Source organism: Bacillus sp. YP1, from assembly GCF_000877815.1.
Lineage (GTDB): Bacteria > Bacillota > Bacilli > Bacillales > Bacillaceae > Bacillus > Bacillus subtilis.
The window spans coordinates 1,942,528-1,968,584 of the sequence record NZ_CP010014.1; the positions used below are offsets into that span (position 1 = coordinate 1,942,528).

At 43.1% G+C, this 26,057-nt stretch carries 29 protein-coding genes; 5 read left to right on the plus strand and 24 right to left on the minus strand.

The features are described 5' to 3' along the window. Positions 1 to 14 precede the first annotated feature (14 nt). Both mrfA and QF06_RS09315 read right to left on the minus strand, forming a co-directional pair. A complete protein-coding gene (gene mrfA / locus QF06_RS09310; protein ID WP_041849957.1) occupies positions 15 to 2,264 on the minus strand; it encodes an ATP-dependent helicase MrfA in 2,250 nt (749 codons plus the stop codon). Positions 2,265 to 2,366: 102 nt separating this feature from the next. Next, entirely contained in the window at positions 2,367 to 2,873 is a 507-nt protein-coding gene (locus tag QF06_RS09315; protein ID WP_015483368.1) for a PTS sugar transporter subunit IIA, read from the minus strand. A gap of 137 nt (positions 2,874 to 3,010) precedes the next feature. Between QF06_RS09315 and QF06_RS09320 the strand changes: the two genes are divergently transcribed. Next, positions 3,011 to 3,430: an Hsp20/alpha crystallin family protein gene (locus tag QF06_RS09320; protein ID WP_041849958.1), complete on the plus strand. Its 420-nt coding sequence runs from the start codon at positions 3,011 to 3,013 to the stop codon at positions 3,428 to 3,430. A gap of 20 nt (positions 3,431 to 3,450) precedes the next feature. Here the strand turns inward: QF06_RS09320 and QF06_RS09325 are convergent, their stop codons facing one another. Continuing rightward, a complete protein-coding gene (locus QF06_RS09325; protein WP_004398696.1) occupies positions 3,451 to 3,828 on the minus strand; it encodes a YppG family protein in 378 nt (125 codons plus the stop codon). Positions 3,829 to 4,015: 187 nt separating this feature from the next. Between QF06_RS09325 and QF06_RS09330 the strand changes: the two genes are divergently transcribed. Then, positions 4,016 to 4,204, plus strand: coding sequence for a YppF family protein (locus QF06_RS09330; RefSeq protein WP_003230690.1), 189 nt, complete (start codon positions 4,016 to 4,018; stop codon positions 4,202 to 4,204). A gap of 38 nt (positions 4,205 to 4,242) precedes the next feature. Here the strand turns inward: QF06_RS09330 and QF06_RS09335 are convergent, their stop codons facing one another. After that, entirely contained in the window at positions 4,243 to 4,614 is a 372-nt protein-coding gene (locus tag QF06_RS09335) for a YppE family protein (RefSeq protein WP_021481525.1), read from the minus strand. A 45-nt stretch (positions 4,615 to 4,659) separates the two neighbouring features. Continuing rightward, positions 4,660 to 4,905, minus strand: a complete 246-nt coding sequence (locus QF06_RS09340) for a DUF5446 family protein (protein ID WP_041849959.1) — start codon at positions 4,903 to 4,905, stop codon at positions 4,660 to 4,662. 198 nt (positions 4,906 to 5,103) lie between these two features. Between QF06_RS09340 and sspM the strand changes: the two genes are divergently transcribed. Next, complete coding sequence (gene sspM / locus QF06_RS09345) at positions 5,104 to 5,208, plus strand: acid-soluble spore protein SspM (RefSeq protein WP_003225606.1); 105 nt, start codon at positions 5,104 to 5,106, stop codon at positions 5,206 to 5,208. 24 nt (positions 5,209 to 5,232) lie between these two features. Here sspM and QF06_RS09350 read toward each other — a convergent pair whose 3' ends face one another. Further along, complete coding sequence (locus tag QF06_RS09350; RefSeq protein WP_041849960.1) at positions 5,233 to 6,195, minus strand: DUF2515 domain-containing protein; 963 nt, start codon at positions 6,193 to 6,195, stop codon at positions 5,233 to 5,235. Between the two features lie 40 nt (positions 6,196 to 6,235). Between QF06_RS09350 and recU the strand changes: the two genes are divergently transcribed. After that, on the plus strand, positions 6,236 to 6,856 hold the full coding sequence (recU, locus tag QF06_RS09355) for a Holliday junction resolvase RecU (protein WP_004399067.1): 621 nt from the start codon (positions 6,236 to 6,238) through the stop codon (positions 6,854 to 6,856). Between the two features lie 21 nt (positions 6,857 to 6,877). Further along, a complete protein-coding gene (locus tag QF06_RS09360) occupies positions 6,878 to 9,628 on the plus strand; it encodes a PBP1A family penicillin-binding protein (RefSeq protein WP_041849961.1) in 2,751 nt (916 codons plus the stop codon). 74 nt (positions 9,629 to 9,702) lie between these two features. On the opposite strand, the gene QF06_RS09365 is transcribed toward QF06_RS09360, so the two are convergent. The 18 genes from QF06_RS09365 to QF06_RS09445 all read right to left on the minus strand — a co-directional run bounded on the left by QF06_RS09365 (position 9,703) and on the right by QF06_RS09445 (position 25,929). After that, positions 9,703 to 10,197: a YpoC family protein gene (locus tag QF06_RS09365; protein ID WP_041849962.1), complete on the minus strand. Its 495-nt coding sequence runs from the start codon at positions 10,195 to 10,197 to the stop codon at positions 9,703 to 9,705. Next, entirely contained in the window at positions 10,194 to 10,853 is a 660-nt protein-coding gene (nth, locus tag QF06_RS09370) for an endonuclease III (RefSeq protein ID WP_009967580.1), read from the minus strand. The genes QF06_RS09365 and nth overlap by 4 nt, the downstream gene beginning before the upstream one ends. 18 nt (positions 10,854 to 10,871) lie before the next feature. Beyond that, positions 10,872 to 11,570, minus strand: coding sequence for a DNA replication protein DnaD (dnaD, locus tag QF06_RS09375; protein ID WP_004398499.1), 699 nt, complete (start codon positions 11,568 to 11,570; stop codon positions 10,872 to 10,874). A 92-nt stretch (positions 11,571 to 11,662) separates the two neighbouring features. Next, complete coding sequence (gene asnS, locus QF06_RS09380) at positions 11,663 to 12,955, minus strand: asparagine--tRNA ligase (protein ID WP_004398777.1); 1,293 nt, start codon at positions 12,953 to 12,955, stop codon at positions 11,663 to 11,665. 143 nt (positions 12,956 to 13,098) lie between these two features. Continuing rightward, positions 13,099 to 14,280, minus strand: a complete 1,182-nt coding sequence (gene aspB / locus QF06_RS09385; RefSeq protein ID WP_041849963.1) for an aspartate transaminase AspB — start codon at positions 14,278 to 14,280, stop codon at positions 13,099 to 13,101. Positions 14,281 to 14,302: 22 nt separating this feature from the next. Beyond that, a complete protein-coding gene (tseB, locus tag QF06_RS09390) occupies positions 14,303 to 14,788 on the minus strand; it encodes a cell wall elongation/penicillin-binding protein regulator TseB (protein ID WP_014477164.1) in 486 nt (161 codons plus the stop codon). A gap of 8 nt (positions 14,789 to 14,796) precedes the next feature. Further along, positions 14,797 to 14,967: a YpmA family protein gene (locus QF06_RS21195; protein ID WP_003225588.1), complete on the minus strand. Its 171-nt coding sequence runs from the start codon at positions 14,965 to 14,967 to the stop codon at positions 14,797 to 14,799. A 142-nt stretch (positions 14,968 to 15,109) separates the two neighbouring features. Then, the gene (dinG, locus tag QF06_RS09395) at positions 15,110 to 17,905 is read right to left on the minus strand and encodes an ATP-dependent DNA helicase DinG (protein WP_014480106.1); all 2,796 of its coding nucleotides are present in this window, start codon (positions 17,903 to 17,905) and stop codon (positions 15,110 to 15,112) included. Positions 17,906 to 18,030: 125 nt separating this feature from the next. After that, the gene (gene panD, locus QF06_RS09400; RefSeq protein WP_003225586.1) at positions 18,031 to 18,414 is read right to left on the minus strand and encodes an aspartate 1-decarboxylase; all 384 of its coding nucleotides are present in this window, start codon (positions 18,412 to 18,414) and stop codon (positions 18,031 to 18,033) included. A gap of 1 nt (position 18,415) precedes the next feature. Continuing rightward, entirely contained in the window at positions 18,416 to 19,276 is an 861-nt protein-coding gene (gene panC, locus QF06_RS09405) for a pantoate--beta-alanine ligase (RefSeq protein ID WP_024571841.1), read from the minus strand. A 1-nt stretch (position 19,277) separates the two neighbouring features. After that, entirely contained in the window at positions 19,278 to 20,111 is an 834-nt protein-coding gene (panB, locus tag QF06_RS09410; protein WP_003230652.1) for a 3-methyl-2-oxobutanoate hydroxymethyltransferase, read from the minus strand. Positions 20,112 to 20,356: 245 nt separating this feature from the next. Continuing rightward, a complete protein-coding gene (locus QF06_RS09415) occupies positions 20,357 to 21,334 on the minus strand; it encodes a bifunctional biotin--[acetyl-CoA-carboxylase] synthetase/biotin operon repressor (protein WP_003230650.1) in 978 nt (325 codons plus the stop codon). Further along, positions 21,319 to 22,512: a CCA tRNA nucleotidyltransferase gene (locus tag QF06_RS09420; protein WP_038828590.1), complete on the minus strand. Its 1,194-nt coding sequence runs from the start codon at positions 22,510 to 22,512 to the stop codon at positions 21,319 to 21,321. Before QF06_RS09420 ends, QF06_RS09415 begins: the two co-directional genes overlap by 16 nt. A gap of 4 nt (positions 22,513 to 22,516) precedes the next feature. Then, complete coding sequence (gene bshA, locus QF06_RS09425) at positions 22,517 to 23,650, minus strand: N-acetyl-alpha-D-glucosaminyl L-malate synthase BshA (RefSeq protein ID WP_041849964.1); 1,134 nt, start codon at positions 23,648 to 23,650, stop codon at positions 22,517 to 22,519. Beyond that, on the minus strand, positions 23,647 to 24,357 hold the full coding sequence (gene bshB1 / locus QF06_RS09430; protein WP_041849965.1) for a bacillithiol biosynthesis deacetylase BshB1: 711 nt from the start codon (positions 24,355 to 24,357) through the stop codon (positions 23,647 to 23,649). Before bshB1 ends, bshA begins: the two co-directional genes overlap by 4 nt. Beyond that, a complete protein-coding gene (mgsA, locus tag QF06_RS09435) occupies positions 24,350 to 24,763 on the minus strand; it encodes a methylglyoxal synthase (protein WP_041849966.1) in 414 nt (137 codons plus the stop codon). Before mgsA ends, bshB1 begins: the two co-directional genes overlap by 8 nt. A gap of 15 nt (positions 24,764 to 24,778) precedes the next feature. Then, a complete protein-coding gene (gene dapB / locus QF06_RS09440) occupies positions 24,779 to 25,582 on the minus strand; it encodes a 4-hydroxy-tetrahydrodipicolinate reductase (protein ID WP_041849967.1) in 804 nt (267 codons plus the stop codon). A gap of 11 nt (positions 25,583 to 25,593) precedes the next feature. Then, positions 25,594 to 25,929 carry a nucleotide pyrophosphohydrolase gene (locus QF06_RS09445; protein WP_004398044.1) on the minus strand — a complete coding sequence of 112 codons (336 nt, stop codon included), beginning with the start codon at positions 25,927 to 25,929 and terminating at the stop codon, positions 25,594 to 25,596. Positions 25,930 to 26,057 lie beyond the last annotated feature (128 nt).

Sequence of the window (26,057 nt, forward strand, 5' to 3'; positions counted from 1 at the left end):
TCCGGCCCCCCTCCTTACGACATTTGATCCAACAGCTGCAAAATTCTTTCCTTTGCTTTTATCCCTTCTATTTCCGTACCTATACAAGACGGACAGCCGTCATGACAAGGACAATGTGTAATCAGTTGTTTCGCCGCTTCATTAATGTCTGAAAAACGTTTAAAGACTTCCTCCGCCAAACCGATACCGCCCGGATAATGATCATATAAAAATATGGTTGGCAATCCGGTATGGGCTGCTTTGATTTGAGAAACAACATGAACATCATTTCGATCACACATGATATACACAGGGACAATATGCTGCAGCACATTCGAGATGCCAAGAAGCAGCTGTTCCAGTGTCTTTTCCCCGATGTCCTCATCCGCTGTTTTGATTTCGAGCCAAGCTGCACTTGTATGCAGTTCTTCTTCCGGCAAATGAATAGGTCCAGACCCAATATTTTCAAAAGTGGTCATTTTTATTTTTTTAAAAATGGTCGGCAGGGCATTGACAGTGACGTCTCCGTAGTGCAATGACGTACGGCTTTTTTCTTTCGTTTTATCGATTTCTAATACCTTCAGCTGAACTGCCAGGTTTGCATCCGTATAATATTCGACATCGACTTTTCTGACATACGCCTTTTTATGGTCCCAATCGAGCTTCTCAACTTGATACTGAACGCCTTCATGCAAATAAATTGCTTCATCATGTAAAAGCGTCATCGCACTAAAACGGTCCATTTCACCGATAATCCTTACATTTGCAATATCCGACTGATCAACTATAACGACATTTTCCTGGGAGGCGGAACGCAAACTGATGTTTGAAGCAGGGAACGACTCACTTGCCCAATGGTACCGTTCGCCGTTGCGGTGAAGAACAGCCTCTTCCTGAAGATACTCAAGAATATCACTGACTTCCATGGCTCCAAATTCTTCATCAGCTCTAAAAGGAAGCTCATAAGCCGCACACTTTAAGTGGTCTATTAAAATAATCAAATTCTCCGGATTGATTCTTGCAGATTCCGGCGAACGATTAAAGAAATATTCAGGATGCCGCACAATATATTGGTCAATCGGTGTTGAATTGGCTACCATGATAATCAAAGATTCACCGTGTCTTCTGCCGGCTCGTCCCGCCTGCTGCCAAGCACTTGCAACACTTCCGGGATACCCCGTCATTACACACACTTGCAGCTGGCCGATATCAACACCAAGCTCTAATGCATTCGTACTGACCACTCCTAAAATGTCGCCTTCTCTCAGTCCTCTTTCGATTTCTCTTCGCTCTTTCGGCAGATAGCCTCCCCGATAGCCTCTGATTGATTTTGTTCCAATCTCTTTTTTCACAAGCTCCTGAATATGGCTTAAAATAATTTCCACCCGAACTCTGCTTCTGGCAAAAACAATGGTCTGCACTTTGTTTTTAAGGAACTCTTTCGCCAGTTCATTCACTTCTGCGGTTGCGCTCCTTCTAATATTCAGCGGTTTGTTCACAATTGGCGGATTGTAAAACACAAAATGCTTGCGTCCGCTCGGTGCGCCGTTGTCATCGACCAGCCGCATCGGTTTGCCTGTCAGCTGCTCTCCCAATTCCTTTGGGTTGGCAATCGTTGCGGAAGTACAAATAAAAACTGGATCACTTCCATAAAACCGACAGATCCGCTTTAGCCGCCGGATCACATTTGCTACATGGCTGCCGAACACACCTCGATACGTATGAAGCTCATCGATGACGATATACTTAAGGTTTTCAAACAAACTGACCCATTTCGTATGATGCGGTAGAATGGCAGAATGCAGCATATCGGGGTTTGTAATGACAATATGACCTGCTTTTCTCACCTTTTGTCTGATTGCCGGAGACGTATCCCCGTCATATGTAAAGCTTTTAATATCAATGCCCATTTCATCAATAATTTCATTTAACTCGCTCTTTTGGTCTTGTGCCAGCGCTTTAGTCGGAAATAAATATAACGCCCGGTTTGTTTCATATTGGGCGATGGACTGCAGGACTGGGAGGTTGTAGCATAACGTTTTTCCTGATGCTGTTGGCGTTACGGTAACGATGCTCTCTCCTTTTTGCACATATTGAAAAGCGGAATATTGGTGAGTATATAATTCATCAATGCCCCTTTTCGAAAGGGCCGCTTTGATTCTCTCGTCTATACTTTCGGGCATAGGCCTTGTTTTTGCTTCCCGAGGCTCAATTTCATGCCAATTCACAACGTTTTCATTTCCTTTTAAATCAGAAATGAGTTCAGTCAGTGATTTCTTTTTCATTCTTTACACCTCTTTGTCAAGTACAGTTTACCGAATATTTGTTTGCATGGCTAGGTGCAAATTTTATACAGTTGAATAAAAAAAGCAAGGCATACGCCCTGCTTATTTCGCTTTTATTGTAAGGAGCTTTGATTCGCCTTTACGAGCAGCCTTTTCGCCTGCCGGTACAATTGATCCTACAGCCTCACCATTCATTATAACGATTGGGATGACTGTGCTGCTCGCTTTTTCTTTTATTAATTCCAAATCACATGTAATCAGCGGGTCACCGACCTTCACTTTATCCCCTTCTTTAATGTGGGCAGTAAATCCTTCTCCGTTCATATTGACTGTCTCCAGCCCGACATGAATTAACAGCTCAATTCCCGAGCGAGTCCGAATGCCAACGGCGTGTTTAGTGTGGAAAATCTGAATGACTTCACCTTCAGCGGGAGATACGATTTCACCGCTAGAAGGTTCCACCGCTATTCCTTCTCCCATCATTTTCTGTGAAAAAACAGGGTCCGGCACATCTGACAGGTCCATTACTGTACCGTCTGCCGGAGAATAAATAACCTCTTCTGTCACCTTTTCCTGAGTTTTGCCCATTCCGAATAATTTTTTCAGCAATGTATTTTCTCCCTTCTCATTCACTTCAACCGTTATCCCTTCATTCACCACTATTTAACCACACTTTCAATTTTGCTTCAATTTATAACAACATCTGGCATAGACGCATAATCTGGTTAAAAAAGGCGGTGGCGAAATTGGAATTCTATGATGACAAAAAGAACGAACTGCAAAAGAAAGAAGAAATCATAACGGAGGCAATCGACACTCTTTTTCAATCCTCAGCGTTCGGCAACCTTATAAACGGATTTCAGAACCTGATCAACTCGAGTTTAAAGGATGTGCAGACGACCATACATGTCAGAGAAAGAGATAATGGGCTGTATATCGATATTACCATTCCGGCGACGTTTCGAGATGGCGAGATCGTCGTTGAAGTTAAATCGAGGTATCTCCATGTAACACTCCAAGAAAAACAGAAACACCAAAATGAGGCTACCTTTACAAGCATGACAAGAACGGTTCAGCTGCCTTATGAAGTTCGCCAAGAAGATATGGAAACGTCTTGGAACGAGCAGACAATGACACTTTTCTTTCCAAAAAATAAGCATGAATGAACGATTCATTCATGCTTCTATCATTTAAAAAAGCTGGTAAATCCCTTTATTAAAGATCCGACCTGATTCATTGCACTCATTACTTGACCTGTCGTATCCATCATTTTATTAAAATCAAATTGCCCATTGGCTTTTTTGAACTGCGACATAATGCTTTGAAATTGCGAAGGCTGCTGTTGATTAGGCCTTGGGATAGGATAAGGGTTAGAAAATACAGGCGGCTGCATAGGCATAGGCTGGATCGGAGCATAAGGCTGATAGTAATCCTGCTGTCCATAATGCTGCTGAGGCAGTTGTTGCTCTAAATAACCGGGTGCAGCCTGCTGATAATATCCTTGCATATGCTGAGGATAATAATAGCCCATTTGCCGAGGATAGCTTCGAGAGCTCCCGTTCATTGCGATTCCCCCCTAAACACAACATATTTCTCTTCTATATATGTATGAATGACTTCTATTGTTTGTGTCACAAGTGATGATTAGCATTTGTCAAATTGTGTCGAAAGTTTAAATTTTTTAAAAACAGAAAAAAGTCGAATCATTATGGTACCATATTTTCAATACAGATGAGAGGGGATGCACCATAATGAACGTATCATACTTAAGCAAACGTTTTGCAGAAATGAAGAAATATGAAACAGACTGTATGAATAAACTGATGGACTTTGCCAAGTTCCTCTATATTCAAGGACATCTCAGCATAACTGAGTTTCGTAACAGTATGAAGGTTCTCGAAGCAAATGGAGCAGAAAGCCCGGCATATGAGATGAATTAACGCCCGGCCCCCTATAAAAACGAAAAGAAGACAGCCTTTTACCGGCTGTCTTCTCTTGCAATTTCATCCTTTACTGCGTGCAATGTATAAAGGACTGACTCAGTGATGTCCTTGAACCGTTTTTTATGAATATGATGAACATATGATTGAAGGACCAATTCCAGGAAATTATCCTTTACGGTCTCAATTTGCTCTTTATGCACATATTTAGGCCGGCGGACTTTTATCAATTCAAGAGCACCCTCTGCCCAGCGAGCGGCCAGTTCATCATTCTCTTCAACTGCAGGCTTTATCGTCTCAAAAAAATCATAAGAATGATTACTGTTTTTCCCTTCCTGATACCGATCAGCGCCTTTTTCAGCAACTTCAATCATTTGCTCGGTCATTTCCAGCAAAGTTTGTGATAGCAATATCTTTCACCTCAATGCCTATCGTACCAAATTTCACTCGCAAATTCAGCCGATGCGGTATACCTTCTCAAACGCATACCTGTGTTCAGGCGATTGATACAGCTCATTTATACAAATATGAAGATCTATGATTTCTTCTTCCAGCACACTCAGGCGATCGTTTTCCGTTTCCCGCATCTCAGCCTCTAATGCATTTACAGAATGATTCAGGCTTTGCTCAGCTAGCGTTAATTCATCTTCTATATCAGAAAGCATACGGAGAATATCTGTCTTGCTAACATAACCGGACATTCGTGTACCTCCCTTTCCTCGACTCTCCCGGTTAAAATTCTTTGCTCTCAAGGCTCTTTCCTTCCTCATGACAAAACTAGAAGCAAATCGCCAAACAAACAGGTATTCCACGAAAAGCTGAAGTTTTCGACAAAAACACCCGCAAAAATTGTATGATCCTCCTCGTTAATGCAAACGATACTTGTGAGGAGGTGCCGTATGAAAACAAGACCGAAAAAAGCCGGCCAGCAAAAAAAGACTGAATCAAAGGCAATCGATTCTTTAGATAAAAAATTAGGCGGCCCGAACCGCCCTTCTACGTAAGAAGCAAGGAATTTCCTTGCTTCTTTATTTTTTCAGCCACTGCTCCACCGCAAAAAGCGCATGAAGCTGGCGCTTTTTATGTAAATACCAGTCTGTCAATTCAATCTGCTTCGGCAATTCCTCGCGCCTAAAGAACGTTTTCTTTATCTTTCCATGAAACCAATCTGTTTTCGTTCCGTCTAATGAGTGGATTAACTCAGGGTAGCATGTCCTTAGCATAGGAGATGTTCTTTTTGTAATCCCGATTATCTTTTCCATATCAAAACGGGAACCTGTGTGCGGCACTGTGTGCAAAAAGTGATAAAAAGAGGAGAACAATTCTGGCTTGAACAGCAATTGAGACAGCTGCTTTCCCAGCCTTATCCTTTCCTCCGCCTTTGAAAAGCGTTTCACTGAAATGCCGTAAAGAAACCCATTTGAGGAAGGAAAAATAACGGTGTTAAAATGCAACCAATCACTTAAATAAAAAGGAATCGTGTCAAAAACATTCTTTTTAAACGAAGGATTTTGTATAATAGGTGTTTGGATAGTGTTTTGTTCATTTATAATGAGGGCATACATTAGCCGCTCCGTATTTCGCTCATGCCAAAAACGGGTCCATTCTTCCGTCATAAATTGTGAGACGCCAAACACATGCAGCAGATGAAACAGCGGTTTCCCGACTCTTTTTGACCATTGGTATAATAGAAGCTGCGGATAGGCATCCGAAAATATAAGCCAGTTCGCTCTTTCATAGGCTAAAAAGAACCATTCTTGCTGTCTCTCACGGAGTCCAAGCTGAAACAGACTGCCTTTTAAGTCAGTCATTGACCAGCCGGCATTACGAGAAACGAAAGAAGCCAAAAGCGACCATTTGATTTCCGGATGACGGTCGTAAAATGCTTTATAAGCATTTGTTCTTGAAATGTTATCCGCGTTTTTTATTTTTGTCTGCCGCTCAATTCGGCTCAGAAGCTTTCTGATGGTCTGTTGTTCTTGCACGTTCATTCACTTCCGTCATGATTAGTTTAATAAGGAGGATGAGAAAGTGATTCGGTATCCTAACGGAAAAACATTTCAGCCGAAACATTCGGTTTCATCCCAAAACAGTCAGAAAAGGGCCCCGTCTTACAGTAATCGCGGAATGACCCTCGAAGATGACTTAAACGAAACGAATAAGTATTATCTGACAAACCAAATTGCCGTTATACACAAAAAGCCGACACCTGTTCAAATTGTAAATGTCCATTATCCAAAAAGAAGTGCCGCAGTGATTAAAGAAGCTTACTTTAAACAATCATCGACAACAGACTACAATGGGATTTACAAAGGGCGGTATATTGATTTTGAGGCGAAAGAAACGAAAAACAAGACCTCTTTCCCCCTGCAGAATTTTCATGACCATCAAATCGAGCATATGAAGCAGGTAAAGGCTCAAGACGGTATTTGTTTTGTTATTATATCCGCTTTCGACCAGGTTTATTTTTTGGAAGCCGATAAGCTGTTTTATTTCTGGGACAGAAAAGAAAAAAACGGCAGAAAATCAATTCGAAAAGATGAGTTGGAAGAAACAGCTTATCCGATTTCTCTTGGATACGCACCCAGAATTGATTATATTAGTATTATTGAACAGCTTTATTTTTCGCCATCATCTGGTGCGAAAGGTTGATTAACGAAAGGTTGAGATGTTATGTCAGATCAATTTAACAGCCGTGAAGCTCGGCGAAAAGCGAACAGCAAGTCGAGTCCTTCACCGAAAAAAGGCAAGAAACGAAAAAAGGGCGGATTGTTTAAAAAGACCCTTTTCACTTTACTCATTCTGTTTGTTTTAGGCGTAGTCGGCGGTGCTGTTACATTTGCCGTCATGGTTTCTGATGCGCCGTCCCTTGATGAAAGCAAATTGAAGACGCCTTATTCATCAACGATTTATGATAAAAATGGAAAAGAGATCGCCGAAGTCGGCGCCGAAAAACGGACCTACGTCTCGATAGATGAAATTCCCGATGTTGTAAAAGAAGCCTTTATCGCGACAGAAGACGCTCGTTTTTATGAGCACCACGGGATTGACCCTGTCCGTATCGGCGGTGCTTTAGTTGCCAACTTTAAAGACGGCTTCGGGGCTGAAGGCGGAAGTACGATCACCCAGCAGGTCGTCAAAAACTCCCTTCTTTCACATCAGAAGACGCTGAAACGGAAGGTGCAGGAAGTATGGCTTTCGATTCAGCTGGAGCGCAATTACTCTAAAGATGAAATTTTAGAAATGTATTTAAACCGGATTTATTTTTCTCCTAGAGCATACGGAATCGGAAAAGCGGCGGAAGAATTTTTCGGCGTTACAGATTTAAGCAAATTGACTGTCGAACAGGCTGCGACGCTTGCAGGAATGCCGCAAAGCCCGACAGCGTACAATCCCGTTAAAAACCCGGATAAAGCGGAAAAACGACGGAACATCGTACTCAGTCTGATGAAAAAACAAGGATTTATTTCTGATTCTCAATATAACAAAGCGAAAAAAGTGGCAGTGAAAGATGAAGGCGTCGTGTCACAGAAGGAATATGAAAAAGCAAGTACAAATAAATACAGCGCATTTGTTGAAGAGGTTATGAAGGAAATTGATGAAAAATCTGATGTCGATCCATCTGCTGACGGATTAAAGATCTATACGACATTAGATACAAAAGCACAAGATAAACTAGATGAATTAATGGACGGAGACACCGTCGGATTTACTGAAGGCATGCAGGGCGGCGTTACCCTTCTCGATACGAAAACCGGAGAAGTGCGGGCGATTGGTGCGGGACGCAATCAGCCTGTCGGAGGCTTTAACTATGCTACTCAAACTAAGGCACAGCCTGGTTCAACCATAAAACCGATTTTGGACTACGGACCAGTTATTGAAAATAAGAAATGGTCCACATACGAACAAATTGATGACTCAGCTTATACGTATTCTAACGGAAAACCGATTCGTGATTGGGACCGCAAATATCTAGGGCCTATCTCAATGCGTTACGCTCTGGCCCAATCAAGAAATATACCTGCTTTAAAAGCATTCCAGGCAGTCGGTAAAGATACTGCTGTAGACTTTGCAAATGGACTTGGCCTTGGTTTAACAAAAGATAATGTAACAGAGGCCTATTCTATTGGCGGTTTCGGTGGGAACGATGGTGTTTCTCCTCTGACAATGGCAGGTGCATACAGCGCGTTTGGAAATAACGGAACGTATAATGAACCGCATTTTGTAAAATCTATCGAATTTAACGATGGCACGAAGCTTGACTTAACACCAAAATCAAAATCAGCCATGAGTGATTATACTGCGTTTATGATTACAGATATGCTGAAAACAGCTGTGAAGACAGGTACTGGACAGCTTGCACAAGTACCTGGTGTAGAAGTTGCAGGAAAAACAGGAACGACTAACTTTGATGATAATGAAGTCAAAAGGTACAATATCGCTAGCGGTGGCGCCCGAGATTCTTGGTTCGTTGGCTACACACCGCAATATACAGCTGCCGTCTGGACGGGTATGGGAGAAAACGAAGCTGGAAAGAAATCACTTTCAGCTGAAGAGCAAAAAGTTGCAAAGCGCATCTTCGCCCAACTCATCGCCGATGTCGATGACGGAAGCGGATCATTTGAGAAACCTGACAGCGTAGTGGAAGCCTCTGTAGAAAAAGGCTCAAACCCTGCAAAACTGGCAGGGCCAAATACGCCAAGCGATAAGAAGCTCACAGAGTACTTTGTTAAAGGCACAGCTCCTTCTACTGTTTCTAAAACATATGAGAAAGAAGAAAAAGAGGAAACAGCTAAACTGTCTGGTTTAAACGTGAAATACGATAAAGACAATCAATCTTTAACGTTAAGCTGGAATTACGACGGTGATGCGACCTTTGCTGTTAAGCAATCTGTTGACGGCGGCAGCTACTCGGAAATTCAAAACAGCTCTGCAAAAGAGGCAGTCATTTCGGGTGTGCAGCCAGGATCTGTGTACAAATTCGAAGTAACAGCCGTCAGTGATGATGGCAAAAGTACAGCTTCCACATCTTATGAGGTGCCAAAAGCTGAAGACGATGAAGATAAAAAAGACCAGCAACAAACGGATGATGAAAAACAAGATGAGAAGACTCAGGATGATACACAAACTGATGATTCTCAAAAAGATGACGGTCAGACGGATCAAGATCAGACAGATGATTCAACAAATGATCAAGACAAAAAACAAGACAACACGAACACCAATCCGTCTGACAATAGTAACCAAGACCAATCTAACAATAGTAATAACAATAACAGTAATAACAGCAACAACCAGGATACGTCGGATGGTGATTCGAACTCAGATACGAATGACTCAACAGGTACTGACACGAATAAAAATAAAACAGACACATCTAATAAAACACAAACAAACTCATCATCAATTGAAAAAACAAATTAACCAAAAAAGCCGTCACCTTTGGGGTGATGGCTTTTTTGGTACAAATAAAAAACCTCCCGTTTTAACAGGAGGTTTTATCGATTCATCGCATGATATTTATAAAAATGCTTTTTCATTTCGGTAATCAGCTCGTCAAGCTGAATAAAGCAATGGTATTGGGTCGGCTTAAGAAGAATAAATTCCACTCGTTCAGCCCAATTAATCGGCTTTGCGGGATACGATTTCTCCCGCAGTTCTTGCCAATTGAGCGATTTCACCGGCTCACCTGCTGTCCAATGTAACGAAGCCAGCAAACACACAATGCCCTTTAACATTTCGTTTTGGTCACATCTCGATTTTCGTGTTTGAAAGACTGGGAGAAGTGATGCTTTGATGTCATCCCACACTTCAAATAAAAGCGGAACGTATTTCCCGCTGTCCTCCCATGGCAAATCGCCTTGTAATTCCGTGCAGAAATCAAAATACACGGGATTGGTCTGCAAGGTTTTCTTCATATCCGAGGAACTCTTCTGGCCAAGACTGCGCAAGTATTGCTCATAGGAAGCCAACACTTCTTTTGCTTGCGTCATCGTTTCACCAGTCCTTTTTTATCCCTCTTCTGCCCTTCTCTGCACAAAGAAAGCAGCGGACACTCCGCACAGCGCGGAGATTGGGCTTTACAGTGATATCTGCCGAAGAAAATAAGCCGGTGATGCGTAACGGACCAGTCTTCTTTGGGAACCTTGCGCATCAGCGTCTTTTCAACTTCCAGAACCGAGTCCTTCCACCTGCAAATGCCCAATCGTTTGCTGACTCTCTCCACATGGGTATCTACGGCTATGGCCGGCACGCCAAACGCAACGGATACCACTACGTTTGCGGTCTTTCTCCCGACCCCTGGCAGTTTGACAAGCTCATCGCGGTCTCTCGGCACTTCTCCGCCATAATCTTCAATAATCATTTTACTCAGCTTTTGAATATTTTTCGCTTTATTACGATATAAACCGATTGATTTAATATCTTGCTGAAGCTCTTCCAGCGGAACAGCCAAATAGTCTTCCGGCCGTTTGTATTTTTGGAATAATGTTTTGGTCACTCTGTTTACAAGTGCATCTGTACATTGCGCAGATAAAGCAACAGCCACCACTAATTCAAAAGGATTGGAATGAACCAGTTCACACTCCGCATGAGGAAACATGTCACCTATCTTGTCTAAACAGAATTCAATTTGTTTTAGATTTAACACGATTGTCACCTTTTCACTTTATTGTTCAAGCCAATTGTAAAAAGGAACCTGCCTTTTATACTCTTTTTGCGGTTCATTCTGCTTTGCTTGTACACGCCGGAATTTTTGGCTGTGTATTTTTGCCTGCTCCACAGTTTTAAGCCCGTTTTTCTTCCATTCAAACAAAATCCGGTCAATGTAGCGGAAACTGAGTTTTCCTGATAGTACAGCCTCTTTTAACGCGTGTTTGATCAGTTGTGCGTCATGCTGATCCTGGTCCTGCCAGATCGCCAGCGTTTCACACTCCAAAGGCGATAACGGCCTTGCGAACTCTTCCTCAAAAATGGTATAAAGGCTTTTTTGTTCCCCTTCTGCTTTTCTTTCCTGTGTTTGATTCTGTGCAAGCTGAATATACTCGTACAGTTTCCCCCATAAAGGCTGAAGAGAATATTTCTCAAATTTGATGCCGTTTTGATCCTCGCATTCTTCAATAAACAGAAAGCCTTTTTGAATAAACATCCGCAATCTGTTTGTGCATTCTTCAACAGAAATTGACATACCTTCCTGCAGCTGATTCGGTGTAGGAAAATATGATCCTTTTTCTAAATGCATTTTAATTTTTAACAGCAGAATAAGTTCTGTTTCATTAAGCCCAAGCTGTTTATAATGCGTGAGCAGAAGATTGGGGATGGTTGATGTTCCCTGCTCCTGCATATCAATAAATTGCTGTTTTTTCATCGTCACACCTCTTACTGTAAAGGATTGTGATTGCCCCTTTACTGTAAAAAGTCTCCCTTGCAGGAGACTCTTTTTTGTTTCATTTGAATGTATTACGGATACAGACGGTTTAACAGTCTTGGGAACGGAATCGTTTCACGAACGTGAGGCGCTCCGCTGATCCAAGCTACTGTCCGCTCTAATCCAAGGCCGAAGCCGGAATGAGGAACTGATCCATATTTTCTAAGTTCAGCATACCATTTATATGCGTCAGAATCCAGTCCATGTTCTTTAAGACGCGATTCCAAAAGTTCCATATCGTGAATCCGTTCAGACCCGCCGATGATTTCTCCATAGCCTTCCGGCGCAATCAAGTCAGCGCAAAGCACAACGTCCTCACGGTCAGAAGCCGGCTGCATATAGAACGGTTTTAAGGACGTCGGATAGCGAGTGATGAATACCGGTTTGTCATAATGTTCAGCAATCGCTGTTTCATGAGGCGCTCCGAAATCATCTCCCCACTCGATATCGTCAAAGCCTTTTTCTTTCAGAAATTCAATCGCTTCATCATACGTGATTCTTGGGAACGGGGCTTTGATTTGCTCAAGTTTTGACGTGTCTCTTCCCAATGTGTTTAATTCAATTTTACAATTCTTAAGAACTGATTGTACGATGAAAGAAACGTAATTTTCCTGTACTTGAAGGTTTTCTTCAAATTCTACAAACGCCATTTCCGGTTCGATCATCCAGAATTCGATTAAGTGACGCTTTGTTTTAGACTTTTCCGCTCTGAATGTCGGTCCGAAAGAGAATACTTTTCCTAAAGCCATTGCCGCAGCTTCCATGTAGAGCTGGCCGCTTTGAGACAGATACGCATCTTCATCAAAGTACTTTGTCGCAAAGAGTTCTGTTGTACCTTCAGGTGCGCTTCCAGTCAAAATCGGCGGATCCACTTTTACGAAGCCTTCGTTATTAAAGAATTCGTAAGTCGCGCGAATGATTTCATTACGGATTTTCATGATCGCATGCTGGCGCTTTGAACGCAGCCATAAATGTCTGTGATCCATCAAAAATTCCGTTCCGTGTTCTTTTGGTGTAATTGGATAATCGGTCGCTTCGTGAATGACTTCAATATCTGTCACAGCAAGTTCATATCCAAGCGGAGAACGCTCGTCCTCTTTGACAATCCCTTTTATATAGAGCGACGTTTCCTGCGTCACTGATTTAGCTGTTTGGAAAATGCTTTCTTCCACTTCCGCTTTTACTACGACACCCTGAATAAAACCGGTACCGTCCCGAAGCTGTAAAAACGCAATTTTCCCGCTTGAACGCTTATTAGCGACCCAAGCTCCGATCGTTACTTCCTCACCTACGTGCTTGTACACTTGGTTGATTGTTGTTTTCAACATATTTCCCTCCAAAACAAGAAAGACATTCGGAAGCTCATTGCCCCGCGAACTCTTTTATCATCACTTTATTATACCCGCTCTTAACTAACCGGGTCAATGCAGATAAAAAGCGGCTTTTCTGTCAGCCGCTTTTTGATCTGTTAGCTATGTTTTTCTACAAAACGCTTGATTCTTTCAATGGCTTTTTCAAGAAGATCTAACGATGTTGCATAAGAAAGACGGACATTCTCAGGAGAGCCAAATCCGGATCCTGGAACAATCGCAACTTTTTCCTCCTCGAGAAGCGCTTTAACAAATTCATCTACATCTTTGAAACCGCAAGAGTGAGCTGCCTCTTTTGCATTTGGGAACAAGTAAAAAGCACCTTCCGGCTTCACACAGCTGAACCCTGGGATTTCTATGAGCTTTGCATAGATCGTATTTAATCTATGTTCAAATGCTTCTCTCATTTCTTCCAATGGCTCAGAAGGCCCGTTATAAGCAGCAATCGCTCCGTATTGTGCGATTGATGTCGGGTTTGACGTGCTGTGGCTTGCAAGGTTCGTCATCGCTTTAATAATGTCTTCAGAGCCTGCCGCATAACCGATTCTCCAGCCTGTCATGCTGTGGGACTTCGATACGCCGTTTATAATGACCGTTTGCTCTTTCAGTCTGTCTGACAGCTGTGCAATGGAAACATGTTTCTTTCCGCCGTATGTAAGTTTTTCATAAATTTCATCTGACACAATCAAGATATCATGTTCAAGGCACACTTCACCGAGCGCAGATAGTTCTTCTTCCGTATACATGACACCAGTCGGGTTGCTTGGAGAGTTAATAACGATTGCTTTTGTTTTTTCCGTAATTGCATTTTTCAGCTGCTCAGGCGAAATTTTGAAGTGATTTTCCTCAAGCCCTTCTACATAAACAGGCTTTCCGCCAGCGAGTTTCACCTGCTCCGGGTAGCTTACCCAGTAAGGCGTTGGAATAATAACTTCATCTTCTTCATCCAAAATCACTTGGAAAAGGGTATACAGAGCATGTTTGGCACCAGTGCAGACAATAATTTGAGACGGTTTGTATTCAATATTCTGGTCGCGTTTAAATTTCTCTGCAATGCTGTTTTTCAGTTCAGCCAAACCACCGGAAGGCGTGTATTTCGTATGGCCCTCGTTCATCGAACGCACAGCGGCATCAATAATATGCTGCGGTGTATTGAAGTCAGGTTCGCCTGCTCCTAAGCCGATGACATCATGGCCTGCGGCTTTCAGTTCTTTCGCTTTCGCTGTGATTGCCAGTGTGGTTGATGGTGTTAATGCGGATACTCTTTTTGCCAGTTTCAACTTGAACTCCCCCTAATTCGTCTTAAGGCGTGATATTTTTGAGAATCTTTCCAGTTGTAAAGTCCACATAACTTAAACTGTATTGCCCTTCTTTGTCTAAGTACGTCACTTCCCAAAGCAGGACGTTTCCTTCTCTTGCCAGATGAACCTCTTTTTGCTTTGAAACCAGCCCTTCATCCTTTATGATTTTCGCCGCTTTGTCTTCAGAGATTCCCTCTTTCGCTTCTTTTGAGAGAATTTTTGCTTTTTTATCGGCAGGAACCCAGACATATAATGCAGTGCCTTTTTTATCCGTTCCCTTTACAACATAATATTTTTCTTTTCCGACAAATGTTTCGACTTGATCAACATTGGCGAGATCGGTTTCTTTTTTAGCTTCAGCAGCTGCTGCTTCGTGCCCCTCTTCCTTTTGTGCCATGGCTGATTTATAAATGCTTGCCGAGACAAGAAGTACTGCTAAAAAAATAATACCAAAAATGACGGTAAATATTAATGCTTTTTTTCTCATCTTCTCACCTACGTACGATAAATGGTAAAAACGGCTTGGTTTTTGTTTTCTTCATCCAGCGCAAGGCCGAACATCAGATTGTCTCTTTTCAATGTACGATTCAATGTGTCCACAATTTTATACAGATCATCAGAATGCTCTACATTAATTGTTGAAAGAATTTCGATTTTACTTTCCATTTTTTCATCCTCCAGTTTGAACAAATATTGTTAGTCATACTCCATTTCAGGACACGCCATACTAGTATCACAGAGCGGGAAATCCGCTTTTAAATAAAACACCATCCTACTCCCACACCGCAAAAGCCGCTTTATGCGGCTTTTATTCTTTTTCCCCTGCAACATAAGCTTCAAGCTCGCTGTCAGTCATTTCGGATACTGAGGTTGTCGGCAAGGCATCAAGAAACAGCCGGCCGTAACCAGCGGTTTTAATCCGTCTGTCCAATATCATAATCGTTCCCTTGTCTCCCGCAGAACGCAGCAAGCGTCCGATTCCTTGCCTGAAGGTCAGCACAGCTTCCGGTAATGACACTGTTTGAAACGGATTCTTTCCTTTTTTGCGGGCTAGCTCACATTTTGCAGCATGAAGCGGGTGATCAGGGGACCGGAATGGGAGCCTCACGATCATTACTGTTGTCAGTTCATCACCAGGGAAATCAACGCCTTCCCAAAAATGATTTGTTCCGAGCAGGATCGCCTGATTGGATGTTTTAAAAGTCTTCATCAGTTTGCCGGGACTTCCGCCTGTAATCCCTTGTGCCAAGAGCTGAATGCCGGAAGCACTCATGTTATGCTTGAGCTCCTGGTGAACCTTTTTCAACATATCATGGGATGTAAACAGCACAAGAATTTTAGGCTGTTTTTCCTTTGCCATCAGTTCGATATAACGGGCTGTATCCTGTATAAATTCAGGTTGTCCTGTATCCTGAATTGATTTCATTTCCTTTGGAATCATCACCTGCATACGCTCATCGTAAGAAAAAGGTGACTCAATTCTCATTGTCCGCGGGAAAAAGTCACTCAGTCCCAGTCGTTCAATCATAAATTGAAAAGAACCTTCGACTGTAAGGGTTGCAGATGTCAGCACCACACTATTTTTGCGCGCGAAAAACTGATCAGCCAGAAGTTCACCAGGTTCAAGAGGCTGTGCGTAAATGGCCACTGCATTTTTCGCACCCTTTGCATCTATTTCAATCCAAACCGCTTCATCGTCATCAGACCCAAAGAAGAGCTTCTGCAACGTCTGACAGTAATGCTGCAAGCCTTTCATGCTTCTTTGGTATTCATCGGCTAAAAAGACGGTTTTGCTCTTCATACCCTTCAAATGTTTTTCCATCAGGGATGACTGCGCCTCAAAAAGCTGCTGCAAATGTGTCAGCATGGAACAAAGCCTCTCCGCACCATCTGTTAAGATCGACCAGCTTTTATCCTGGCTTTCTTTGTTCACCTTAAACACTAGACGGTTTAAGTCTTCTTTAGGTTTTCTTCGTTTGACAAAAGAATGTACAGAGCTGAAGAAAGCATCACTTTCTGCTTGAACATGCTGAAGCCACTCTTCCAATTCGAAAAATGAATCAACCGGCAGGCTGTTTCGCTGGAATAGCTGTCTCATCTTTTTTAGAAGTCCCTGCTCCTTCAGAGTGCCGATTCTGCTCAATTTCGTATGCAATTCTATGTACGTAGCTCTTTTCCCTAAATGTTCGCTTGCCGCACGTTCAAAATGGTGTGCTTCATCAATAATAAATGTGCCGCTTTCGGGAAGCCTTTTTTTCTGGCTGCCTTCATCGGTCAGCAAAAGAGAATGATTGGTGATCACCAAATCGGAACGCAAAGCAATCTGTTTGGCCCGCTCGTAAAAACCGATCACATGCTCACTGCGACTTCTTTTATAGGAGTCATCGTCATAAGCCAATCTGTCCCACAGCAATTTTCCGCCTGAAGGCAAATTCAGTTCCGCTACATCTCCTGTATTTGTCTCTGTCAGCCAAACGAGAAGCTGTGCCTTTGTCAGTACGGCATCATAATTATCATCTTCTTCATGAAGCACCTGCTCAAATTTATACAGGCATAAATAATGCGATTGCCCTTTTAAAATCGCCGCTGTTACCGGAAATGGAAACAGATCTTGGACAATCGGCAAATCCTTTGTGAGAATCTGCTGCTGTAAAAGCGTCGAATACGTGCTGATTATGACCGGCTTTTTTGATTTCTTGGCAAAAAGCGCAGCCGGAATAAGATAGCCAATCGTTTTTCCGATGCCTGGAGGAGCTTCAATCAGCGCATGCTCACGATTGGCAAACGCATCAGCCACCTCTCTCATCATCATCATTTGGCCGTCTCTTTTTTCATACCCAGGCATTAACTCTGACAGCGCTTTTTCATTTCCCGCTTCCCAGCTTTCGATCTCAAATGAGAAGTTCTCGTCCTCATTTATACGAACATCGATAGCTTCAGGTTCTCTGACAGAAAACGAAGAAAAGCGCGTATAGCCCGGTATCTCGGTATGTCTGTTTTCATTAATGAACATATCCAACAAATGCGTCAGATCACTGATGAAATGCTGCGAAAGCCTTCTTAACTGCTTTAATGTCGGATAAGGAAGCTGCCGCAGCTTTTCAAGGATTTCCAAAAAAATAAGCCCTGTCACTTCAGCATCGCTGTCAGCCCGGTGCGGCTGATCATGCCGCAGCTGAAGCTCCTCGCTTAATTCCGTCAGCTTATACCCTTCAAATCCCGGAAAAACAATACGTGAGAGCTCGACAGTATCAAGCACTTCACAATCTGGGAGCTGAAAGCCCGCCTTATGTAGCTCATACTTGACAAATCCAAGGTCAAAATGGATATTGTGTGCGACAAAATAAGCGCCGTCAAGCAATTGGAATACTTCTTCAGCAACTGCTTCAAATGGCTGTTCATTCTCGACCATTTGATTAGAGATTCCAGTAAGCTGCTCAATAAAAGCAGGGATTGATTTATTTGGATTAATGTATTTTGAAAACCGCTCAGTAATTTGTCCATTTTCGATTACAACCGCTGCGATTTGTATGATTTTATCGCCTTTCTTCGGCGAATTCCCTGTTGTCTCTACATCTATAACAACGAACCGTTGCTTATTCATTAAAATGGACACCTCAATTCTTGCATACGACAAAAGTGTAACACGTTTTGTACGGAAATGGAGCGGCAAAACCGTTTTACTCTCAAAATCTTAAAAGAAAACCCCCGATAAAGGGGGCTTTTCTTCTACAAAATTGTACGGGCTGGTTCGTTCCCCAGCATTTGTTCAATTTTGTTTTGATCATTCAGAACAGCCACTTTCGGCTCGTGGCTTGCCGCTTCTTGATCAGACATCATTTTGTAGGAAATAATAATGACCTTATCTCCTTCCTGCACAAGGCGTGCGGCTGCACCGTTTAAGCATATGACGCCGCTTCCCCGTTTACCAGGAATAATATACGTTTCAAGACGTGCTCCATTATTATTATTCACAATTTGTACTTTTTCATTAGGAAGCATTCCCACAGCATCAATGAGATCTTCATCAATTGTAATGCTTCCCACATAGTTCAGGTTTGCTTCCGTAACAGTTGCCCTGTGAAGCTTGCCGCTCATCATTGTTCGATACATATTATATTCTCTCCATTTCTCGAATATCAATAATGATATTATCTATTAAACGCGCTTTTGAAAAAGCAACTGCAACAGCGAGAATCATCTTTCCAGCAATTTCATTCACAGGCTCGAGTTCCGGATAGGAATAAAGCTCTACATAGTCTATGGTTCCGCTAGTCGTTTCAATGATTTCTTTTGCAGCTTTTATCACCGCTTCAGGATCTCTTTCACCGGCTTGGATCAGCTCCGCACTTGTTTGAAGGGCCCGATACAGCTTAGGCGCTTCTTTTCTTTCCTCAGCTGTTAAGTATACATTGCGAGAGCTTTTAGCTAAGCCGTCTTCCTCTCTGACCGTATCGACAGGAACCAATTCAATATCCATGAAGAAGTCACTGATTAACCCATCAACAACAGCTACCTGCTGCGCATCCTTTAAACCGAAATAGGCACGAGTCGGCTTGACTAGGTTGAAAAGCTTCGTCAGTACGATCGCGACCCCGTCAAAATGTCCTTCTCTTGAGCGCCCGCATAACACGTCTGTGCGTCTTTCTACATGAATCGTGACATTCTTTTCACCGGGATACATATCATGAGCATCTGGCGTAAATAAAATATCGACTCCGGCGTTTTCTGCAAGAGCTGCATCCCGCTCAATATCGCGCGGATATGCTTCAAAATCTTCATTAGGGCCGAATTGTGCAGGATTCACAAAAATACTCATAATAACGGCGTCGTTTTCTTGTCTTGCTTTGTCTGCTAAGGTTAGATGGCCCTCATGCAGAAACCCCATCGTCGGGACAAATCCGATTGACTTGCCCTCTGAATGATATTGTTTTATGGCTTCTTTCAACTGTGAAATATCAGTAATCTGTCTCATCTTATTTTCCCCCGTACAAGCCGTCCAGCACTGTCTGGTTCATTTGAAAGGAATGCTTTTGTTCAGGGAAAGCACGATGTCTTACATCCTGAACATATCCGCTGATTGCTGTTTCGATGGTTTCATCAATGCGCGTATATTGCTTTACAAATTTAGGTGTTCTCTCAACACCGTGGCCAATAATATCATGATAAACGAGAACTTGTCCGTCCGCTTTCACACCAGCACCGATTCCAATGACCGGTATGCTTAGCGTCTCGGCAATTTTGGCTGTGAGTTCTGCCGGCACACATTCCAGCACAAGCATCATAGCTCCTGCTTCTTCGCATTTTATACTGTCTTCTATTAATTTTTTGGCGCTTTGTTCGTCTTTGCCCTGTACTTTATAGCCGCCCAGTACGCCGACTGACTGCGGTGTCAAACCTAAGTGACTGACTACTGGAATGCCTCCAAGCGTCAATGCGCGAATGGATTCAAACACGCCTTCTCCGCCCTCAAGCTTCAGTGCGTCAGCTCCGCTTTCCTGAACGATAGCCGCTGCATTTTTCAGCGTATCTTCCTTAGATAGGTGATAAGACATAAACGGCATATCTGTCACAATAAAGGTATTCGGCGCACCCCTTTTAACGGCTTTTGTATGATGAATCATGTCCGCAACTGTCACACCGACAGTTGAATCAAGGCCGAGGACGACCATTCCAAGTGAATCACCGACTAAAATCATGTCAACTCCCGCTTGTTCAGCAAGTTTAGCTGCCGGATAATCATAAGCGGTCAGCATGACAATCGGTTCTTCAGACTCCTTCATTTTTAGAAAATCCAGTTTTGTTTTCATGTTTTCTCCTCCTCATGTTTAGAGGAGATGATCTGCCGTTTTCTTCTGCAAGCCAAAAAACCTTCCGTTACAACGAGAAGGATTCTTCACTTTCTAAAGTTCGGCGAGTTTCATCCCTCTGTCCCAGTCCTTTTTTGGATCAAGGCAGACTGCTGCAATGTCTATCTATTTTAATAATAGGTGCAGTTCGCAGGCGATACTGCCCAATGGAAGTATACCAAAATCAACGGGCTTGTACCAACACATTAGCCCAATTCGATATCGGCAGAATAGATTTTTTTAATGCCTTCGTTCGTTTCTAAAAGCAGAACGCCTTCATCATCTATACCTAACGCCTTCCCGTAAAAGGTTCCGTTTAACGTTCTGGCTCTCATATTAGTGCCAATACCGAGCGCATAGCTTTCCCATAAAAGCTTAATCGGCGTAAATCCGTGCGTCATATAATCCCGGTACCGTTTCTCAAAGCATAGTAAAATATGCTGGATGACGCCGGCCCGATCAATTTTTTCCCCAGCAGCTTGGCTGAGGCTTGTCGCGATGTCCTTCAATTCATCTGGAAAATCATTAGGCTGCTGGTTAACGTTAATGCCGATCCCAATGATCACTGAACGTACGCGGTCTTCTTCAGCCTGCATTTCCGTTAGAATACCGACTGTTTTTTTTCCGTTAATCAAAATATCATTTGGCCATTTAATATCCGTTTGGATGCCTGCTGCCTCTTCTATTCCCTGCACAACAGCTACTGCAGCAAGAAGAGTCAGCTGCGGTGTTTTTTGGAGCGGAATGTCAGGCCGCAAAATCAGGCTCATCCAAACACCGTTTCCTTCTTGAGAATGCCATACCCTAGACATTCGGCCCCTTCCGGCTGTTTGTTTGTCAGCCACCACGAGGGTGCCTTCCGGTGCGTTATTATTCGCGAGCTCATGAGCCGTTTTTTGCGTGCTTGAAAGAACGTCATGGTAAATAAGATGCTGGCCCATCACTTCCGTTTTTAATCCAAAACGAATTTCGCTTTCACTGAGTTTTCCGGGCTTTTTGATGAGCCGATATCCCTTTCTTCTAACGGCTTCTACTTCATAACCCTCTTTCCGAAGCTCTTCAATATGCTTCCACACAGCAGTTCTTGAACAGCCGAGAGCATCACTGATTTTTTGGCCGGAAATAAATTCATTGCCGGCCTGAGAAAATAATTCAATAAGGTCTTTTCTTAATGTTGACCGCATGTCTTCAGCCACTCCTCTATGTGTTTCTTTTGATTGGAGAGCTTCCCTGTCACAACAGCCTGCTCGATCCGCTGTAATTCTTCCGAAACCCATTTTCCGGCCGGCTGGTTTCGAAGCGCAAGCAAGTCCTTACCCGTGATATCAAGATCCTTAAGGCTTTTGATCGGCAGGTTTTGATAAGTGTACTGAATGTCCTTCAGTTTCTTTTCATCCAGTTTTTCGTTTTGACGAAGCTGCGATATTTTGGCCGCTGAGAGCAGTGCTTTTTCCCCAGCTCTGTACATTGTCATTGCGTCAAGGCTCTGGCCAAACGTATCGACAATGTGAATGGCTTCCTTGATCACTTTTCCCGGGAGCTTCCAGGCTTTCAGGAAAAGGGGCGCGTCTTTTAAAACTATGCCAAGGTTAATTAAAAGAGCAGCCCAAAGCTCCTCACGGGATGTTAAAGAGAAGAATGGAAACTCACTCGTTGAAATCAGGTTTTCTCGTTTATGATAAAAACCAGGAAGCTCTTCATACAATCTCGTTTGAATGAGCGTTTGAAGCGCCTGGCGAGAAGCTCTTCCCTTCAGCAATTTCTCGAACTCTATAGTTTTTCGTTCGACTGAAACATGGGAGAGGAGTGATTTTTCTTTCGCAATGGCTTCTTCTGTTTCCGGTGAAAGCGTAAAGCCAAGCTGACTCATAAAGCGTACGGCTCTCAGCATACGAAGCGCATCCTCTTGAAATCTATCCTCAGGCTTTCCAACGGTTCGAATCACTTTCTGATCAATATCTTTCTTGCCGCCAAAATAATCAAGCACCTTCCCGTCCGCTGTCATGGCCATCGCATTGATCGTTAAATCTCTTCGTTTTAGATCCTCTTCTAATGATGAGATAAATTGCACTTCTGACGGTCTTCTGAAATCAACATAATCAGATTCAGTCCGGAATGTCGTGACTTCATAGGTTTCATCCTCCCAGAGCACAATAATGGTCCCGTGCTCTTTGCCTACATCAACAGTTCGTTGAAACAGCCGTTCTACTTGATCAGGTGCCGCATCTGTCGCGATATCGACATCTCCGATCGTTCGTTTCATATAGCTGTCACGAACTGCGCCCCCGACAAAATAAGCCTGATGGCCCGCTTCGATTAAGATGCGGAGCACGGGAAGTGCTTTGATAAAAACTTTTTCCATGTGATCACTCCGGTTCTGCTAAATCGGCATAAATCTGTTCATACTGGCTGACAATTTTTTTGGAAGAAAATTCATTTTCAAGCATCTCTATTGCCGCCTTTGTAAAACGATTGCTTAGCTGTTCATCTTCTAAAATGCTCATCGCGCGGGCTGTTGCTGCCGCAACATCACCGACATCCACCAAAAATCCGCTCACATTGTTTTTAATAACCTCAGGGATACCGCCAATGTTTGTTCCGATACAAGGTACTCCGCAAGCCATCGCTTCAAGCAGGACAAGACCGAAGCTTTCTTTTTCAGATAGCAGCAGCTTCAAATCGCTAATAGAATAAAGCTCTTCAACACGGTCTTGATTTCCAAGCATTAAGACTTGGTCTTCCAAGCCATATTTTCTGATAAGCTCGCAGGCTGTCGATTTCTCCGGACCGTCTCCGACTAAAAGCAGCTTCGCTTTCGTTTTGCCAGCGATATTGCGGAACACACGGATGACATCCTGCACGCGTTTAACTTTTCTGAAGTTGGACACATGGATGACGACTTTTTCATCTGGTAAAATTCCATGTTTCTCTTTAATTGCCGCTGTGTTTTTCTTTAGATACACACGCTCGTCTATAAAGTTATAAATCGTTTCAATTTTTTTCTCCGGTTTAATTAAATCGTATGTTTCAGCCGCAAGCGCTGAGGAGACGGCAGTCACCCTGTCTGATGACTCAATAGCAAAACGGATCAGATCTTTTAGAGACGGATCATAACCTAACACCGTGATATCCGTGCCATGCAAAGTGGTAACAATGCCGATATTGCGTTTCAGCATTTGTTTTGCAAGATAGGCGCAAACGGCATGCGGGAGAGCATAGTGAGCATGGATAATGTCTAAATTCTCCCGTTCCGCCACCTCAGCGATTTTGCTTGCCAATGTCAAATCATAAGGAGGATACTTAAAAACAGCATATTGATTAACCTCAACTTCATGAAAATGAATATTGGGATGATATGTATTCAGTCTAAACGGAATGCTTGATGTGATGAAATGGATTTCATGTCCCTTTTCAGCAAGCTGCTTCCCCAGTTCTGTCGCAATGATACCTGAGCCTCCAACGCTCGGATAGCATGTGATTCCTATTTTTAGTTTTCTCATTGTTCGCCCCCAAGCACATCATGATCAAGCATCAGCATCCGTTTTGAAAAGAAACCTTCGGCATACTCCACGCCCGCTTCTTTACCGTAAAGCTTTTCTCTCGCTTCAACGATTTCAATATACCCATTCGTCAGAGGAGTAGAAACGGAATCCTTTGACGGGATAAACTGGCTTTTGTAGGCGTTGAGGCTTTGTTTCTTTGCCTCTATTGTATCCGAGATATCAATAACAAAATCCGGCTGATGAAAACCATTTATCATATAATAGTAAACCTTGCTGACTTTATGCGCCGGAAGGCTTTTTTCGTCTTTATATTTATGGATTCCGGCGGAAAAGATCGCTTCTTCCACCAGTGCAGCCGCATTGCCGTGATCCGGATGGCGATCCTTTTTATACGGCATAAAAACCGCTTTTGGGCGGCAGGTTCTGATGATAGTGACAATCGACCGAATTGCCTGATCACTCATTATTAGGCCGCGGTCTGGAAGCGTTAGCTGAATTCTTTTATCTGCGCCTAATATGCGGGCTGCTTCAGCTGCTTCTTCTTTACGCAAACTGACCGTACCGTTAGAAGAGAGTTCCGCTTCTGTCAAATCGCATATCATTACTTTTTTTTCCTGTTTGACAAACTTCGCTATTGTGCCGCCCATTCCGATCTCGACATCATCACTGTGGGCGCCAAAAGCAAGAACGTCAGCATTATACATTCGGCTCTTCTCCCCGAAGAAGGTCATGGAATTCGAAAACACCTTCATCAAGTGTGCGGACGAGAATTTCCGCAGTACCCATATTTGTGGCGAGCGGAATGGAATACACATCACATAACCGGATTAATGCCGAGACATCCGGTTCATGCGGCTGCGCGGTCAACGGGTCGCGCAAAAAAATGACAAGATCGAGTGCATTGGCAGCGATCAGTGCACCGATTTGCTGGTCTCCCCCTAAAGGGCCGGATTGAAAACGTTCAATTTGAAGACCTGTCGCCTCTTGAATTTTCAACCCTGTGGTTCCGGTTGCGTATAGATCATGATTCTTTAAAATATCCTGATAGGCAGTCGTAAATTGAACCATATCCTGTTTTTTCTTGTCATGCGCGATCAAAGCAATTTTCATTGTTTATCCCCCCGTCTAATCAATGATATTTTCTAAGCCGTACACAAGCTGATCAATCTTCATGACTTGTTCGACTGACAGTTTAACGCCTGACATGAAAGAAGCACGGTTATAAGAATCATGGCGTATCTGAAGCGTTTGGCCATCCATGCCGAACATGACCTCCTGATGCGCGATCAGTCCCGGAAGACGGACGCTGTGCAAGCGAATGCCGTTTTGCTCCGCTCCTCTTGCTCCTGGGAGAATTTCTTTTTCATCCGGATGTCCTTGCTGCTTTTCTTTACGGACTTCTGAAATCATTTCCGCTGTTTTAAGCGCAGTTCCGCTTGGTGCGTCAAGCTTCTGGTCATGATGAAGCTCAATAATCTCAACATCCTCAAAATAGTTGGCAGCCATTTTTGAAAATTTCATCATCAGTATCGCACCGAGCGCAAAATTTGGCGCAATGATGGCTCCGATCCCTTTTTCTTCTGTTAAATACGTGAGCTCTTTTAAATCAGCTTCTGAGAAACCGGTTGTTCCGACAACTGGACGGACTCCGTGCTCTAATGCAATTTTTGTATGTACTTTTCCGATTTCGGGCGTTGTTAAATCAATCAAGACATCCGGTTGTGTTTCTGTAAAACAGGCATTGATATCTGTATAAATGAAAGCATCTGACTCAACAGGCATCACATCAGATAATTTTTGCTGATCGTATGTATGGTCTATGGCCCCGACAAGGTCAAAATGAGGTGTTCGTTCTGCCAATTTAACAGCTTCCTGCCCCATTCTTCCACGCGGTCCCGCAATGACTACTTTAATTGTTTCGTTTGACATCTCGATCTCCTCTACTTTCCTTCTTCTTTTCTGGTCCAGCGATCTTTATCTCTTGTATTAAATTTATGCATGACTCGGTCGTGGGCTTCCTCTAAAGAGATATCAAGGGAGTTGGCTAAACAAACCAATACAAATAGCACATCGCCCATTTCCTCTTCCATGCTTTTATCATCTTCAGTCGCTTTTTTTGGTTTTTCTCCATAACGGTGATTCACTTCTCTGGCAAGCTCGCCCAGTTCTTCAGTCAGCCTCGCCATCATGGCCAGCGGGCTGAAATATCCTTCTTTAAATTGGCCGATGTAACGGTCTACTTCAGCCTGTATGTCTTTCATTGTTTTATCACTCACTGAACGAAACCTCCTATCATCCTCTTACATGTTAGCTAATTCAGATACGTTTGACAAATGTTTAAGCACGTTTGCTGTTTTCTTTTTCATCCACTATAATATAAACGCTATCTAATGGAAGGAAAAGG

Excerpts from the sequence above, each read along its gene's own strand:
- mrfA (WP_041849957.1), bottom strand. The coding sequence starts at position 2,264 with ATGAAAAAGAAATCACTGACTGAACTCATTTCTGATTTAAAAGGAAAT.
- QF06_RS09325 (WP_004398696.1), bottom strand. The coding sequence starts at position 3,828 with ATGAACGGGAGCTCTCGAAGCTATCCTCGGCAAATGGGCTATTATTAT.
- QF06_RS09330 (WP_003230690.1), top strand. The coding sequence starts at position 4,016 with ATGAACGTATCATACTTAAGCAAACGTTTTGCAGAAATGAAGAAATAT.
- QF06_RS09340 (WP_041849959.1), bottom strand. The coding sequence starts at position 4,905 with ATGTCCGGTTATGTTAGCAAGACAGATATTCTCCGTATGCTTTCTGAT.
- sspM (WP_003225606.1), top strand. The coding sequence starts at position 5,104 with ATGAAAACAAGACCGAAAAAAGCCGGCCAGCAAAAAAAGACTGAATCA.
- QF06_RS09350 (WP_041849960.1), bottom strand. The coding sequence starts at position 6,195 with ATGAACGTGCAAGAACAACAGACCATCAGAAAGCTTCTGAGCCGAATT.
- QF06_RS09360 (WP_041849961.1), top strand. The coding sequence starts at position 6,878 with ATGTCAGATCAATTTAACAGCCGTGAAGCTCGGCGAAAAGCGAACAGC.
- QF06_RS09365 (WP_041849962.1), bottom strand. The coding sequence starts at position 10,197 with ATGACGCAAGCAAAAGAAGTGTTGGCTTCCTATGAGCAATACTTGCGC.
- dnaD (WP_004398499.1), bottom strand. The coding sequence starts at position 11,570 with ATGAAAAAACAGCAATTTATTGATATGCAGGAGCAGGGAACATCAACC.
- tseB (WP_014477164.1), bottom strand. The coding sequence starts at position 14,788 with ATGAGAAAAAAAGCATTAATATTTACCGTCATTTTTGGTATTATTTTT.
- QF06_RS21195 (WP_003225588.1), bottom strand. The coding sequence starts at position 14,967 with ATGGAAAGTAAAATCGAAATTCTTTCAACAATTAATGTAGAGCATTCT.
- dinG (WP_014480106.1), bottom strand. The coding sequence starts at position 17,905 with ATGAATAAGCAACGGTTCGTTGTTATAGATGTAGAGACAACAGGGAAT.
- panD (WP_003225586.1), bottom strand. The coding sequence starts at position 18,414 with ATGTATCGAACAATGATGAGCGGCAAGCTTCACAGGGCAACTGTTACG.
- panC (WP_024571841.1), bottom strand. The coding sequence starts at position 19,276 with ATGAGACAGATTACTGATATTTCACAGTTGAAAGAAGCCATAAAACAA.
- panB (WP_003230652.1), bottom strand. The coding sequence starts at position 20,111 with ATGAAAACAAAACTGGATTTTCTAAAAATGAAGGAGTCTGAAGAACCG.
- QF06_RS09415 (WP_003230650.1), bottom strand. The coding sequence starts at position 21,334 with ATGCGGTCAACATTAAGAAAAGACCTTATTGAATTATTTTCTCAGGCC.
- QF06_RS09420 (WP_038828590.1), bottom strand. The coding sequence starts at position 22,512 with ATGGAAAAAGTTTTTATCAAAGCACTTCCCGTGCTCCGCATCTTAATC.
- bshA (WP_041849964.1), bottom strand. The coding sequence starts at position 23,650 with ATGAGAAAACTAAAAATAGGAATCACATGCTATCCGAGCGTTGGAGGC.
- bshB1 (WP_041849965.1), bottom strand. The coding sequence starts at position 24,357 with ATGTATAATGCTGACGTTCTTGCTTTTGGCGCCCACAGTGATGATGTC.
- mgsA (WP_041849966.1), bottom strand. The coding sequence starts at position 24,763 with ATGAAAATTGCTTTGATCGCGCATGACAAGAAAAAACAGGATATGGTT.
- dapB (WP_041849967.1), bottom strand. The coding sequence starts at position 25,582 with ATGTCAAACGAAACAATTAAAGTAGTCATTGCGGGACCGCGTGGAAGA.